Genomic DNA, 14,010 nt, shown 5'->3' on the forward strand with positions numbered 1-14,010 from the left:
CAGATTAGTACAGCGGCGTTGCCATGTGCCGGGGCGTCGGCCATTCCGTCGTGACGCCCGGCTGCACCGGCCGTTCGAGATAGGTCGACAGCACGACATAGCTTCGCGTCGAGGTGACGCCGGGCGTTTCGTAGAGACGCGCCAACAAGCCCTCAAGCGCCCTGGTGTCCTCGGTGCGGACCTTGAGCAGCATGCAGGTGTCGCCGGCCACCGAATGGATCTCCTCGACCTCAGGATATTGGGAAACCGCCATCAGCTCCGGCGTCTTGCCCCAACCCTTGGTGTCGATATGCACGAAGGTAAGCAGCGGCTTCTTCACCGCCTTGGGGTCGATGATCACGGCTGTGCCACGGATGGCGCCGTTGCGCCGCAGCCGCTTCACCCGTTCATGCGCCGCCGGGGGCGAAAGGCAGACGCGTTCGCCGAGTTCGGCGTAGCTGACCGTGGCGTCGTCGACCAGCACGCCTAATATTTTTCGGTCGATCGCGTCCAGCTCGCGGGCGACAGGCTTGTTCTGCAGAACACCATCTGTTTCTTCATCCATATCGAAATTCCTTGTTGTCGCGGAATTTAATTCGGCCAGTATGCCCCTATGACGAACGCGCATCAAGCAGCAACGCTCCCAACAACAGCGCCGATCCCGGCGCTGGCCTATCTCCTGACCGGTTGCATCGCCGTCATCGGCTCCAACTCACTGGTTTTGGGTCCGATCGCTCCGGCAGTGGCGGCATCCTTCGGCACCAGCGTGCCGGCGGTGATGGCCGCGTCGGCCGCATTCGGTCTCGGCACCTCGGCCAGCGCCTTGTTCCTCGCCCGCTACATCGACGGCGTCGGCGCCCGCCGCATGCTGCAGGGTGCATTGCTGTTGCTGGCGATTGCGCTTCTCGCCAGCGCTTTGGCGCCGACGGTGTTCGCGCTGGTCGCGGCCCAGGCCGTCTCCGGCATTGCCGCCGGCGTCGCCATGCCGGCCATCTATGCCAGTGCGGCAGCGATCGCGCCGCCCGGCCGCGAAAGCGGCACCATCGGTGTCGTCCTGACCGGCTGGACGGTCTCCATGGTGGCCGGCGTGTCACTGTCGGCCGTGCTTGCCGACCTCGTGCACTGGCGCGCCTTCTTCGCCGCCGTCGCGGTGCTTTCAGCCATTGCGCTCGCCGCCCTGTCGATGACCTCGCTCAGCGACGTCAGGAAGAGCGGCCCGGCGCCGACGCCGTTCGGTGCGCTGGCCATTCCCGGCATCGTGCCGCTGCTCATCGCCTGCACCGCCTTCATGACCGCCTTTTACGGCGTCTACGGCTATCTCGGCGATCATCTTCATCAGGATCTCGGTGAGCCCGTCAGCGCTAACGCGCTCGCCGCACTCGCCTATGGCGCCGGCTTCGGCACGGCGGCTTTTCTCGACGGAGTCATCGACCGCATCGGCGCGCGCCGCGTCATGCCTTTCGCCTATCTCTTGGTCGCCGCCGTCTATGTCGCGATAGCGCTGGCAAGCAGCAATTTCGTGCTGATCCTCGCCATGATTGCGATCTGGGGCCTTGCCAATCATTTCGGCCTGAACGTGCTGGTGATGCGCCTCACCGCGCTCGATCCGTCGCGCCGCGGCACGATCATGGGCCTGAACAGCTCGGTCACCTATCTCGCCGTCTTTATCGGCACCACCAGCTTCGGGCCGCTTTATTCGACATTCGGCTTTGCCGCCTGCGCGATCGTCGCGGCCTTGCTGATGCTGGTTGCAGCCGCGGCCGGGACATGGCGTTCGTCCGTCAGGGCGTGAGCGGCGGCAAAGCTTGCGTCCCTGTCCTGTCCTTCGCTAGAGGTTCGGCTCACCATGCGAGCCGTATCAGGATGAACACGACGCTTGAGACCACCGCCGATCCCTCGCCAGAGGAACTCACCTTTTTGGCCGAGCGGCTGACGGCGTTCAATGACGGCGATGTCGGCGCCTCCGGCCGCAAAGCGCTCGCCGTCTTCGTGCGCGACGAGGACCGCGCCGTCGTCGCCGGCATTTCAGGCTACACCGCCTGGGGCTGGCTCTATGTGCAATGGCTGTGGGTCGACGAACGCCTGCGCGGCCGGCATATCGCCGGCGACATGCTGGATGCCGCCGAGCGCGAAGCGCTGGCGCGCGGCTGCCAGAACGCCTGGATCGACACGTTCAATCCGACGGCCGCCAAAGTCTACGAGCGACAGGGCTACCGGCCTTTCGGCACGCTGCCGGACTTTCCGGCCGGCCGAAGCCGCATTTTCCTGCAGAAAAGGCTCGCTTAAGTTGCCAGTCGTCCGCCTTGCATCGGCCGCGGTACACCGGTGGTACTGGGGAAGCTGATCGGCAGGCCGCGCAAAACGCGCACCGCCAGGAAAGCGAAGCACTCGGCTTCGACCGCATCGCCCTTCCAGCCCAACGTTTCGGCTTGCACCACCTCGACGCCGGCGCGGCGGTTAAGCATCGCCATCATCGTCGGGTTGTGGCGGCCGCCACCGCTGACCGCCAGCCGCTTCGGCCGGCGCGGCAGCAGGTCGAGCGCCTTGCCGACGGCGGAGACGGTGAAGGCCGTCAGCGTCGCCGCGCCATCCTCGAGGCCAAGCCCGTCGGCCATTGCAGCGGTAAAGTCGAAGCGATCGAGCGATTTCGGGTACGGCTTGGTCAGGTATGGATGCTGCAGCAGCTTGGCGAGCCTTGGCTCATCGACCGTGCCGGCTGCACCCAACCTGCCGTCGCGGTCCATCTCGCCCAGCCCATGCGCCTTGATGAAATCGTTGAGCGGCGCATTGGCCGGGCCGGTGTCGAAGGCGACGACATTGTCCTTGCCGTCCCACCAGGTGATGTTGCCGACGCCGCCGAGATTGAGCACGGCGGTATCGCCGCTGGCGTCGGCTTCCTTGAGCAGAGCCGCGTGATAGGCCGCCGCCAGCGGCGCGCCCTGGCCGCCGGCGCGCACATCGGCCGAGCGGAAGTCGTAGGCGACCTTGGCGCCGAGGATCGAATGCATCAGCTCGCCGTCGCCCAGCTGGCGCGTGTCGCCGCGCCGTCCCGGCTGCGGGGCGCGATGCAGCACGGTCTGGCCGTGAAAGCCGACCACGCCGATATCGGTCATGGTCAGGCCGTAGCTCTCGACAAGGTCCTTCACCGCCGCCGACTGCGCCCGCGTCAGCGCCTCTTCTGCCTCGCGAAAGATCGCCGGCTCCGGCCCGTCGAAATTCCACGCCCTGGCTTTGCGCAGCGTCTCTTCCAGCAGGTTGCGAATCTCTGCGGGGTAGGGGGCAAGCGTATAGGTGCCGAAATCGGCGATACGCTCGCCATCGGTCTTGATCAGCGCGACGTCGATATTGCCGTCAAGCACGGTGCCGGTCATCAGGCCGACGGCCCAGATTGGTTCCATGGTCGCTTTCTCGAATCGCCGTTGAACCACGTGTCGGACGGATCGGTCGGGCAGGCAAGTCTTTTGCCTGTATTGATCAAGGCAAGCGTTTCAGGATTTGAATTCCCCCGGCGCTATCGCTGCCCCTCACCTGCCTGCCGGCATCCTCTCCCCGTATAGTGACGGGGAGAGGGGCGCTTTCGTTGATGATTTCGCCAATCACCAGCGTTGCAGAAATAGCGCCGAGGTTGCGGCCAGCCTCTTTCTCCCCGTCACTATACGGGGAGAAATGCCCGGCAGGGCAATGAGGGGCGGCGCTGACATTTGCCGGCAGCGTTTTTCGTCAAACGGCGAAAATCGAGCAACGCCGTTCTTGCGTCTCGCCGCTCAAGACGCCAGCTATGAGACGAACACGTCAATCGTCAGGGAGAATGACATGGCATCCGAAGTCGCAGTGATCGCCGGCGCCGGCGCGGGCCTGAGTGCCTCGCTGGCACGCCTTCTGACCAAAGAAGGCTATCGCGTGGTGCTTGCCGCCCGCAACACTGCCAAACTCGCGGCGCTGGTCGAGGAAACCGGCGCTCTGGCGGTCGAAACCGATGTCGCCGACCCGGCCTCCGTCGCCAGCCTGTTCGAGGCCGCCGACAAGCAAGGCCCGCTGGCGCTTGCCGTCTTCAACGCCAGTGGCCGCACGCGCGGTCCGATCGCCGAAATCGATGCCGATGCGGTCAAGCAGGCGCTGCTGGTTGGCGCCTATGGCGGCTTCCTGGTCGGCCAGCAGGCGGCGCGGCGGCTGCTGGCACGCGGCTCCGGTTCGATCCTGTTCACCGGCGCTTCCGCCAGCATCAAGGGCTTTGCCAACTCAGCCGGCTTTGCCATGCCGAAATTCGGCCTGCGCGGCCTGGCGCAGTCCATGGCGCGCGAGCTCGGGCCAAAAAACATCCATGTCGCGCATTTCATCATCGACGGCCAGATCGAGCCGGTTGGGAAGACGTCCGAGCGGCCGGATAGCCAGCTGTCGCCCGATGCGATCGCCGAGACCTATCTCGCAACCCATCGCCAGCATCGCAGCGCTTGGAGTTTCGAGGTCGAGCTGCGGCCCTTTGTCGAGACATTCTGATCGGTCAGGCAGGGCCGTTCTCGTGAACGCGAAATCTTTGAGAGAATATTCCCGGCTTCGTGTTTGAGAAGAAATGCGGTTCTTTGATCCGGCAGACAGCATTGCCGATGATGTCGTCAAGGCTTGGTATTCCACCAAGCCGCAATGACTTCAGGATTACGAGGGATCGACAATGTTCGAACGCGGAAACGCTTCCAATTCTCTTCTTTTTTCGGCTATCAGCCGGCGAGCTGCCCTTGCGGCACTTTTCGCCTCGGCCGTGACACTTGTCGGCCTGGCGCAGCCGACGCCGTCCTTCGCCGAAGACAAGAAGTCGATCAAGGTCGGCATCATCAGCGGCGAGGATGAAGATGTCTGGCGCGTCGTCGTCGCCCAGGCCGCCGAAAAGGGCCTGGCCGTCGAGACCGTGGTGTTCAACGACTACACCCAGCCCAACGAGGCGCTCGAGCGCGGCGAGATCGACGCCAATGCCTTCCAGCACCAGCCCTATCTCGACAACCAGATCAAGACTCAAGGCTATCATATCGTGCGCGTCGGTTACACCGGCGTCTGGCCGATCGGCCTCTACTCCAAGAAATACACCAAGGTTGCCGACCTGCCGGAAGGCGCGGTCATCGGCCTGCCGAACGACCCCTCCAATGAAGGCCGCGCGCTGCGCGTCCTGCAGAACGAAGGCGTGATCAAGCTGAAGGACGGCACCGGCATCCTGGCCACCACCGCCGACATTGCCGAGAACCCGAAGAAGGTCGTCATCAAGGAGCTCGATGCCGGCATTGTCGGTCGCTCGGTCGAGGATCTCGACGCGGCGGTCGTCAACACCGACTGGGCGCTGAAGAGCGGCCTCGGCCCGGACAACCGCATCGCCCAGGAGCCGGTGGCCGACAATCCCTATCGCAACTTCATTGCCGTCAAATCCGGCAATGAGAACGAAGCCTGGGTGAAGACGCTGGTTGCCTCCTACCAGAACGAGAAGGTCAAGGCCGAGTTCGACAAGGTCTACAAGGGCACCGGGATCAGCGCCTATTGATCGGCGCCTGGTTATCAGGAGCAGGCGGCCCGCTTTTGAGCGGGCCGCTGTCGCATGTATGCAGCGTTGAGACGGACAGTGAGATGAACCAGCACGTCACGGCCGAATTGGCCGATCCGGTCCACATATCTGCCGCCGGGCAGGAGGATGTCGTCCGCCTTGTCGACCTGAAGCGCCGCTTCGGCGCGACGCCGGCGCTCGACGGCGTCTCGCTGACGGTGAAGAAGGGCGAGATCCTCGGCATCATCGGCCGCAGCGGTGCCGGCAAGTCGACGCTGATCCGCTGCCTCAACGGGCTGGAACGGCCGGATTCCGGTGAGGTCTTTATCGAGGGCCGTGAGATCGGCCGGCTCGGCGAGCGTGAACTGCAGCCGCTGCGCCGGCGCATCGGCATGATCTTCCAGCACTTCAACCTTTTGTCGGCCAAGACCGTCGAGGACAATGTCGCGCTACCGCTGAAGATCGAGGGTCGCCCGAAGGCGGAGCGGCTGGCGCGCGCCGCCGAACTGCTCGATCTCGTCGGCCTATCGGAAAAGGCAAAAGCCTACCCGTCTTCACTGTCGGGCGGCCAGAAGCAGCGCGTCGGCATTGCCAGGGCTTTGGCCGCGCGACCGGCGCTGCTCTTGTCCGACGAAGCGACCTCGGCGCTCGACCCGGAGACCACGCGCTCGATCCTGGCCTTGCTGAAGGACATCAACCGCCAGCTTGGCCTGACCATCCTGCTTATCACCCACGAGATGGAGGTGATCCGCTCGATCGCCGATCGTGTCGCGGTGATCGATGCAGGGCGTATTGTCGAGCAAGGCCCGGTCTGGTCGGTTTTTGCAGAACCGCGCTCCGAAATCACCAGGAGCCTGCTTGGTGGCATCCGCCCGCAACTGCCGGCCGAGATTGCCAGCCGGCTTGTTCCGGGTGACGGCGCCGAGCTCATCCTCAGGATCGACGTCGCCGGCGAGGCCGCGCGTGGCCCGCTGCTGTCCGATCTCGCGGTGGCGGTGCCGGGTCCGTTCCGCCTGGTGCATGGCGGCATCGACCATGTCCAGCAGCAGCCTGTCGGCACGCTGTTCGTGGCGGTGGCGGGCAACGATGCAGGCCATCTCGCTGACGTGATCACATTCCTGAAGGCTCGCGACGCGCGGGTGGAGGTGCTTGGCCATGTCGCCGGTTCTGTTTGAACTTCTGCTGCGTTCGATCTGGGAGACCGTCCTGATGACGGCCGCGTCGGGCCTTATCTCGCTGGTCTTCGGCCTGCCGCTCGGTCTGGCCTTGATCGCCACCGAGCGCGGCGGCATCGCTGAAAACATCTGGGTGAACCGCGCACTCGGCGCCGTCATCAACGGCTTCCGCTCAGTGCCGTTCATCATCCTGCTGGTGGCGCTGATCCCGGTGACGCGGCTGATCGTCGGTACCTCGATCGGCACCTGGGCAGCCATCGTACCGCTGTCGATCGCCGCGACGCCCTATTATGCCCGCATCGCCGAAGTGTCGCTGCGCGAAGTCGATCGCGGACTGATCGAGGCGGCGCGCGCCATGGGCGGCAACCGCTGGACGATCATCCGCGAGGTGCTGGTGCCGGAAGCTTTGCCCGGCATCGTCGCCGGTTTCACGGTGACATTGGTGACGCTGATCGGCGCCTCGGCCATGGCTGGCGCCATCGGCGCCGGCGGCCTTGGCGACCTTGCCATCCGCTACGGCTACCAGCGTTTTGAGACCAGCGTCATGGTCGCCGTGGTTATCGTGCTGATCATCCTCGTCTGCGGCATCCAGTGGATTGGCGACCGGCTGGTCGCAAGGCTGGATCGGCGCGGATGAGCGTCCGCGAACATTATTTGCCGGCAGGCTGCCAAAGGTAGCGCCGGCTTTCTTCATTCGCCTCGAGATTGGATTGCGCATTGCTTTGATTGAACCAGCCTGCGTGCCACCGTGAAAGCGGGGCCGGCAAACAAGGAGCTTGACCATGCCCAGGATCGTACCCGTGCTTGATCTCAGCCGCCTCGAACAGGGCGCCTCGGAGCACCGAACGTTTCTGTTCGACCTGCGCACGGCCGCGCGCGACGTCGGCTTCTTCTATTTGACTGGCCACGGCATATCGGCGGCCGACACCGCCGAGGTGCTCGACGCCTCGCGACGGTTCTTTGCCTTGCCGGAAGCCGACAAGCTCGCGATCGAAATGGTCAAATCCTCGCAGTTTCGCGGCTACACCCGCGCCGGCGGCGAGCTGACCAAAGGCAAGGCCGACTGGCGCGAACAGCTCGACATCGGCGTCGAACGCCCGGCCATCCCGCAAGGCCCCGGGGTGCCCGCCTGGACGCGGCTGCAAGGGCCGAACCAGTGGCCGGCGGCACTGCCCGAACTGAAGCCGGCGCTGCTGGCGTGGCAGACCAAGGCGACCGTCGTGGCGATCCGTCTGCTCAGGGCCTTCGCTCTGTCGCTCGACCAGGCCGAGGACGCCTTCGATCCGATCTACCGCGATGAACCCAACCACCGCATGAAGATCGTTCGCTATCCCGGCCGCAACGCCACCGGCGACGACCAGGGCGTCGGCGCGCACAAGGATGGCGGCTTCCTGACGCTCTTGCTGCAGGACGATACCAAGGGCCTGCAGGTCGAATATGACGGCAGCTGGGTCGATGTCGATCCGCTGCCCCATACGCTGGTGGTCAACATCGGCGAACTGCTCGAACTAGCCTCGAACGGCTATCTCCGGGCAACCGTGCATCGCGTGGTGACGCCGCCAGCCGGCGTCGAGCGCATCTCGGTGCCGTTCTTCTTCAGCGCCCGGCTCGACGCCACGATCCCGCTGCTCGATCTGCCCGAGGAACTGGCGGCCGAGGCGCGCGGGCCGGCCAGCGATCCCGACAATCCGCTGTTCCGCAATGTCGGCACCAACGTGCTGAAAAGCCGCCTGCGCTCGCATCCCGACGTGGCGCGCCGGCACTATGCCGATCTGTTGGAGACAGGCGCCTCAGCCGGCTGAAATCGTCGAAGACGAGAAACGAAATTTCTGAATCTCGCGTTGTTTTAGAAAGCCGTTCGTCGTCAACCGCTGCGAATGCGCGCATATAGGAATTATCGTTCGGCGGTCTCCTCCCATTCCGCTGGACGGCGTTCCCCTCTGAAGGTTCTTGACCTTCTTTTTGGCTGGGCAGCTTTTGCGCCCGGCCTTTTTTATCCAACCGTTTTGAGAGCTATTTCGCAAATTGGCACCTCGGCACAGTGACGATTTAAAACGTTTGCAATTTTCCGACAGGGCATTACAAACGTTTCAACACTTCGTTTCGGGAGGAACGGTTGCCAACCCGCGTCACCACGCTGAAGGAACTAGCGGCGAGCCTTGACCTGTCGATCACGACGGTGTCGCGGGCCCTTGCCGGGCATGAGCAGATCGCCCTGAAGACGCGCGAGCGGGTCGCGCAGGCGGCACGCCAGGCCGGCTATGTCCCCAACACCGCAGCGCGCACGCTTGTCTCCGGCCGCAGCGGCTTCGTCGGACTGGTGCTGCCGGTCAGAGGCCCGAATCTGGTCGATTCCTTCCTCGGCGAGTTCGTCACCGGGCTTGGCGAGGGGCTGGTGGCGCACGGCGCCGACCTCATCCTTGCCACCGCGGCCCTTGGCCATTCCGAGCTGTCGGTGCTGCGCCATGTCGTCGAGTCCGGCCGCGCCGACGGCGTCGTCGTCACCCGCATCGCCGAGGTCGACGAGCGGCTCGCCTATCTGCGCTCGCGCGGCTTTCCCTTCGTCGCCCACGGTCGGCTACTCGACGGTGACTTTACCTACAATTGGCTCGACACCGACGGCGCTCATGCATTCGGTGAGGCCTTCGACATGCTCTACGATCTCGGCCATCGCCATTTCGGCCTGGTAACGATTTCCGAGCCGATGACCTTCCGGCATCTCAGACAAGACGGCCTTGCCGCCGCCATCGGCCGCCGTGGCGATCCATCGGTGCGCCTCGATGTGGCGACGGCGCCGCGTTTCGACCGAGGTGCCCGCATCCAGGCGGTCAACCGCATGCTGCAAGGCTCCAACCGGCCAACCGCTATCATCGCCTTGTTCGATGAACTGGCGCTGACGGTGATGGAGGAGGCGGCGCGCGCCGGCCTCAGCGTGCCGCGCGATCTCTCGGTCATCGGCTTCGACAATGTCGTTGCCTCGGCCTATGCGCCGCCCGGCCTCACCACCTTCGACGCCTCGATCCGCCAGTGCGCGCGCGAGATCGCCGACATGCTGCTCACCGTCATAGCGGAGCGGCCTGCCACGCCGCTGACGCGGCTGATCCGGCCGACGCTGGTGCCGCGCGCCAGCCATGGGCCCGCACCGCGCACATGAAACTGACGCCGCAACGACGGCGCATATCCAGGGAGGAAGACCATGATGAAGATGTTGAAGACATTGGCAGGCGCCGCGCTGGCGCTGTCGTTTGCCGCCGGCGGTGCGCAGGCGCAGCAGGTGCTGTTCTGGTCGACGCAGGCGCGCCCGGTCGAGGAAACCCAGAAGATGCGCGATGAGGTGCTGAAAGGCTTTGACGGCGCCGTCGACTATCAGGTCGCCGAGGACGGTCCCTGGCTTACCCGCCTGCAGGCCGAACTGCAGGCCGGCACCGGCACGATCGGGTTGCTTGGCGGCCTGCATGGCGACTTCTCCACCGTCGGTGCCAACCTTGTCGATCTGTCCGCTGTCGATGTCGGCGGCGTCAAGGTCAACGAGGCCTACAAGAAGCTCGGCACGCTCGGCACCGGTGAGCAGAAATACATGCCGTGGATGCAGGCCACCTATTTGATGGCGGCCAACAAGCAGGCGCTGCAATATCTGCCGCAAGGCGTCGATCTCAACACCATCACCTACGACCAGCTGATCGAATGGTCGAAGAACATCGCCGAGAAAACCGGCTCGCCGAAATTCGGTTTTCCCGCCGGCCCGAAGGGGCTGAAGCACCGCTTCTTCGAAGGCTTTCTCTATCCGTCCTACACCGGTTCGATGGTGACCAAGTTCCGTTCGCCGGAGGCCGAGACCGCCTGGAACAAGTTCAAGGAACTCTGGCAGTACACCAACCCGAATTCGACCAACTATGCTTTCATGCAGGAGCCGTTGCTGTCGGGTGAAGTGTGGGTGGCGTTCGACCATGTCGCGCGGCTTGCCGATGCCTTCAACCAGAAGCCGGACGAGTTTGTCGCCTTCCCGGCACCTGCGGGTCCTGCCGGTCGCGGCTTCATGCCGGTGGTTGCCGGTGTCGCCATCCCCAAGACCTCGCCGGATGTCGACAAGGCGAAGGCGCTGGTCGCCTATATGCTCAAGCCCGAGACGCAAATCGCGACGCTGAAGGCGACCAATTTCTTCCCGGTCGTCGACGTCAAGCTGCCCGACGACATGCCGGCCTCGGTTAAGGCCTTCGGCCCGGCGATCGCCACCATGACCGGCGCGCCCGATGCGCTGCCGGCGCTGTTGCCGATGGGCCTTGGCGATCTCGGCGGCAAGTTCAACCAGGTCTACACCGACAGCTTCGAGCGCATCGTGCTCGGCGGTGAGGACGTGCATGGCGTGCTCGAAGAGCAGGCGACAGCGCTCAAGGCGATCATCGACCAGGCCAAGGCGCCCTGCTGGGCGCCTGACAAGCCATCCACGGGCGCCTGCCCGGTGGAATAACGACCAGATCCTCCCGAGGGGGCGTCCGGAGTTTGTTGCACTCCGGGCGCCCAAACCGCACCACTTGGCCACGCACCACTTGGCCGCAAAGGACACCACCATGCACGGCAAGGCTCTGCCCTATCTGCTGCTGATGCCGGCGACCTTGTTCCTGTGCGTTTTCTTCCTCTACCCCTTCGTGCTGGTCGCCTTCGAAGCGGTGACCCGCGACGGTGCCTTCACCCTCGACAATTTCCGCGCCATGGCCGGCAGCTGGAAATTCCCGGTCACCGTGCGGAACACGCTGCTGCTCGCAGCCATCGTCGTGCCGATCCAGCTCGTCATGGCGCTGCTGATGGCCTCGGTGGTGTCGCGGCTGGAGACGGGGCGCAGTGCAGCGCTCTATATCTTCGCCATTCCGCTCGGCATTTCCGATCTCGCCGCCGGCCTGATCTGGCTCGCCATCTTCGACCAGTCGGGCTTCCTCAACACGCTGCTTTCCCACCTCGGCGTTGTCGACAGGCCGATCATGTTCCTTGGCTATCAGAGCAAACTCACCATCTTCATCGCCGTGGCGCTGGCCGAGATCTGGCGCGCCACCGCCATCATGATGGTCATCCTCGTCGCCGGCATGGGACTGATCCCCAAGGAATATTACGAAGCCGCGGAAGTATTCGGCGCCGGCCCGTGGAAGCGTTTTGTCCGCATCACGCTGCCGCTGCTGCGGCCGAGCCTGCAGACGGCGATCATCCTGCGCGTCATCCTCGCCTTCGAGGTCTTCGCCGTGGTCGCCGCCCTTGGCGGCACCAATCTGCCGGTGCTGATGGGCGAAACCTACAACTGGCAATTCACGCTGCAGGACCGCAATGTCGCCGCCGCTTCGGCGCTGCTCATCCTCGCCATCTCGATCGGCTTCACGCTGTTCTTCCTCAGGGTGCTGCGCGTGCCCAAGGAGGCGCGCATATGAGTGCGGTCACGCAAACCCCATCCGCCGCAAGCGCCGATGCCCGCAAGGCCGGCGACTGGCTGCTGATCGCCACCGTCATCCTGCTTGGCGTCTGGGTGCTGCTGCCGATCTATCTGCTGATCGTCAACGCGCTGTCGTCGCCCGAACAAGTGACCGGCTTCCCCAAGCGCTTCTTCCCGTCCTTCGATGCCGGCAGCCTGTCGTTCTTCATCAATTTCGCCGGCGTCGCCAGGGCGCTGTGGAACTCGGTTCTGGTCGCCACGCTGACGATGATCCTGTCGATCGGCTTCGGCGCCCCGGCCGGCTATGCGCTGTCGCGCTTCGATTTCCCGGGCAAGGGCACGTTCCGTTTCCTGGTGCTGATGACGCGGGCTTTCCCGCTTCCGCTCTTGGCGCTGCCGCTGGCGGTGATGTTCATCCGCACCGGCCTCGACGACACCGCGATCGGCCTGGCGCTGGTCCACACCACGCTGGCGCTGCCCTTCGCCGTGCTGATCACCTTTTCGCTGTTCTCAGGCATTCCGGTCGAATTGGAGGAGGCCGCCTGGACGCTTGGCTGCACCAGGCTGCAGGCGTTTCGCAAGGTGATCCTGCCGCTGGCGCTGCCTGGCATCGCGGCGTCGGCGGTGTTCGCCTTCACCATCTCCTGGAACGAGGTGTTTGCGGCTGCCGTGCTCACCATCGAGAACCGCACGCTGACCGCCTTTCTTCTGCAAAGCCTCGGCGAGTCGCCGCTCTACCTCAAATTCGCCGGTGGCGCGGCTCTGGTCCTGCCGGCGCTGATCTTCATCTTCGCCGTCCGCAAATATCTGTTCGCCATGTGGGGGATCGCCAACCGATGACATGCGACACGGAGAAGGCTCATGGCTGAAATCGCGATCAAGGGCGTCGCCAAGCGCTTCGGCGGCTTTACCGCGCTGCATCAGGTCGATCTCGCCATCGCTGACCAGGAATTCATGGTGCTGCTCGGCGCCTCCGGCTGCGGCAAGACCACGCTGCTGCGCATCGTCGCCGGGCTGGAGACGCCGAGCCAGGGCGAGGTCTGGATCGGTGGCCGCCGCGTCGACCATCTGCCGCCGCGCGAGCGCGGCATTGCCATGGTGTTCCAGAACTATGCCGTCTTCCCGCATCTGACCGTGTTCGAAAACATCGCCTTCGGCCTGCGCATGAAGAAGCTGCCGCAGGCCGACGTCGAGCGCCGCGTCAACCGCACCGCCGAACTCATGCATATCGAGCAATTGCTGAAGCGCTATTCGGGTCAGCTGTCCGGCGGCCAGCGTCAGCGGGTTGCGGTTGCCCGCGCGCTCGCCATGGAGCCGGACGTCATCCTGATGGACGAGCCGCTGTCCAATCTCGACGCGCTGCTCAGGCTCGAAATGCGCGCCGAGCTCAAGGGCGTGCTCGCCGCGTCGAAGACCACCACTATCTATGTCACTCACGATCAGGTCGAGGCGATGAGCCTCGCCGACCGCATCGCCGTCATGCATCAGGGCCGCATCGTCCAGGCCGCGTCGCCGGTCGAGGTCTACCGCAACCCGGCCGCCCGTTTTGTCGGCTCCTTCATCGGCAATCCGCCGATGAATTTCATCCCGGCGACCAAGGCGGCAAACGGCAGCTGGAGCGTCGCCGGGCTGACGCTTCCCGGCCCGAAATCCGATAAGCAAAGAATAGAATTCGCCATTCGCCCCGAGGATGTCGATGCGGGCAGCGAAGGGCTGCATGCCACCGTGCGGGTCATCGAGCCGCTCGGGCCACACACGCTGGTCACCTGCGATGTCGAGGGCGGCCTGTTCCGCGCCATCCTGGAATCGAATACCAGCGTCAAGGTTGGCGAGCAGCTGCGGCTGGCGCCCAAGCCCGATCGCGTCCGCTGGTTCGATCCCGAGACCACCAACGCCCTTTAAGGAACGAATGCCGT

14 protein-coding genes are annotated in these 14,010 nt (G+C 64.6%); 12 read left to right on the plus strand and 2 right to left on the minus strand.

Features of this window, described 5'->3' with window-relative positions; translation table 11 throughout:
* Positions 1–4: 4 nt before the first annotated feature.
* Complete coding sequence (locus ACYHH6_RS14275) at positions 5–544, minus strand: Lrp/AsnC family transcriptional regulator (protein ID WP_352589008.1); 540 nt, start codon at positions 542–544, stop codon at positions 5–7.
* Positions 545–592: 48 nt separating this feature from the next.
* Here ACYHH6_RS14275 and ACYHH6_RS14280 point away from each other — a divergent pair, with 48 nt between their 5' ends.
* Both ACYHH6_RS14280 and ACYHH6_RS14285 read left to right on the plus strand, forming a co-directional pair.
* Positions 593–1,771 (plus strand): MFS transporter, encoded by a 1,179-nt coding sequence (locus ACYHH6_RS14280; RefSeq protein ID WP_352589005.1) that lies wholly within the window; start codon positions 593–595, stop codon positions 1,769–1,771.
* A gap of 71 nt (positions 1,772–1,842) precedes the next feature.
* Positions 1,843–2,265: a GNAT family N-acetyltransferase gene (locus ACYHH6_RS14285; RefSeq protein ID WP_352589002.1), complete on the plus strand. Its 423-nt coding sequence runs from the start codon at positions 1,843–1,845 to the stop codon at positions 2,263–2,265.
* On the opposite strand, the gene ACYHH6_RS14290 is transcribed toward ACYHH6_RS14285, so the two are convergent.
* Positions 2,262–3,377 carry an anhydro-N-acetylmuramic acid kinase gene (locus ACYHH6_RS14290; protein WP_352588999.1) on the minus strand — a complete coding sequence of 372 codons (1,116 nt, stop codon included), beginning with the start codon at positions 3,375–3,377 and terminating at the stop codon, positions 2,262–2,264. The two genes, ACYHH6_RS14285 and ACYHH6_RS14290, sit on opposite strands and share 4 nt — an antisense overlap.
* Before the next feature lie 415 nt (positions 3,378–3,792).
* On the opposite strand from ACYHH6_RS14290, the gene ACYHH6_RS14295 reads away from it, so the two are divergent.
* The 10 genes from ACYHH6_RS14295 to ACYHH6_RS14340 all read left to right on the plus strand — a co-directional run bounded on the left by ACYHH6_RS14295 (position 3,793) and on the right by ACYHH6_RS14340 (position 13,996).
* The gene (locus tag ACYHH6_RS14295) at positions 3,793–4,476 is read left to right on the plus strand and encodes an SDR family NAD(P)-dependent oxidoreductase (RefSeq protein ID WP_352588996.1); all 684 of its coding nucleotides are present in this window, start codon (positions 3,793–3,795) and stop codon (positions 4,474–4,476) included.
* A gap of 172 nt (positions 4,477–4,648) precedes the next feature.
* Positions 4,649–5,503 carry a MetQ/NlpA family lipoprotein gene (locus tag ACYHH6_RS14300; protein WP_352588993.1) on the plus strand — a complete coding sequence of 285 codons (855 nt, stop codon included), beginning with the start codon at positions 4,649–4,651 and terminating at the stop codon, positions 5,501–5,503.
* Between the two features lie 83 nt (positions 5,504–5,586).
* Positions 5,587–6,678: a methionine ABC transporter ATP-binding protein gene (locus tag ACYHH6_RS14305; RefSeq protein WP_352588990.1), complete on the plus strand. Its 1,092-nt coding sequence runs from the start codon at positions 5,587–5,589 to the stop codon at positions 6,676–6,678.
* Positions 6,659–7,315, plus strand: a complete 657-nt coding sequence (locus tag ACYHH6_RS14310) for a methionine ABC transporter permease (RefSeq protein WP_352588987.1) — start codon at positions 6,659–6,661, stop codon at positions 7,313–7,315. The genes ACYHH6_RS14305 and ACYHH6_RS14310 overlap by 20 nt, the downstream gene beginning before the upstream one ends.
* Positions 7,316–7,460: 145 nt before the next feature.
* Positions 7,461–8,480 (plus strand): isopenicillin N synthase family dioxygenase, encoded by a 1,020-nt coding sequence (locus ACYHH6_RS14315; protein WP_352588983.1) that lies wholly within the window; start codon positions 7,461–7,463, stop codon positions 8,478–8,480.
* A gap of 314 nt (positions 8,481–8,794) precedes the next feature.
* Entirely contained in the window at positions 8,795–9,832 is a 1,038-nt protein-coding gene (locus tag ACYHH6_RS14320; RefSeq protein WP_352588980.1) for a substrate-binding domain-containing protein, read from the plus strand.
* A gap of 42 nt (positions 9,833–9,874) precedes the next feature.
* Positions 9,875–11,146: an ABC transporter substrate-binding protein gene (locus ACYHH6_RS14325; protein ID WP_352588977.1), complete on the plus strand. Its 1,272-nt coding sequence runs from the start codon at positions 9,875–9,877 to the stop codon at positions 11,144–11,146.
* Positions 11,147–11,246: 100 nt separating this feature from the next.
* Complete coding sequence (locus ACYHH6_RS14330; RefSeq protein WP_352588974.1) at positions 11,247–12,092, plus strand: carbohydrate ABC transporter permease; 846 nt, start codon at positions 11,247–11,249, stop codon at positions 12,090–12,092.
* Entirely contained in the window at positions 12,089–12,934 is an 846-nt protein-coding gene (locus tag ACYHH6_RS14335; RefSeq protein WP_352588972.1) for a carbohydrate ABC transporter permease, read from the plus strand. Before ACYHH6_RS14330 ends, ACYHH6_RS14335 begins: the two co-directional genes overlap by 4 nt.
* A gap of 21 nt (positions 12,935–12,955) precedes the next feature.
* The gene (locus tag ACYHH6_RS14340; RefSeq protein WP_352588970.1) at positions 12,956–13,996 is read left to right on the plus strand and encodes an ABC transporter ATP-binding protein; all 1,041 of its coding nucleotides are present in this window, start codon (positions 12,956–12,958) and stop codon (positions 13,994–13,996) included.
* The last annotated feature ends 14 nt before the right edge of the window (positions 13,997–14,010 follow it).

Source organism: Mesorhizobium sp. P171375 (assembly GCF_057786075.1).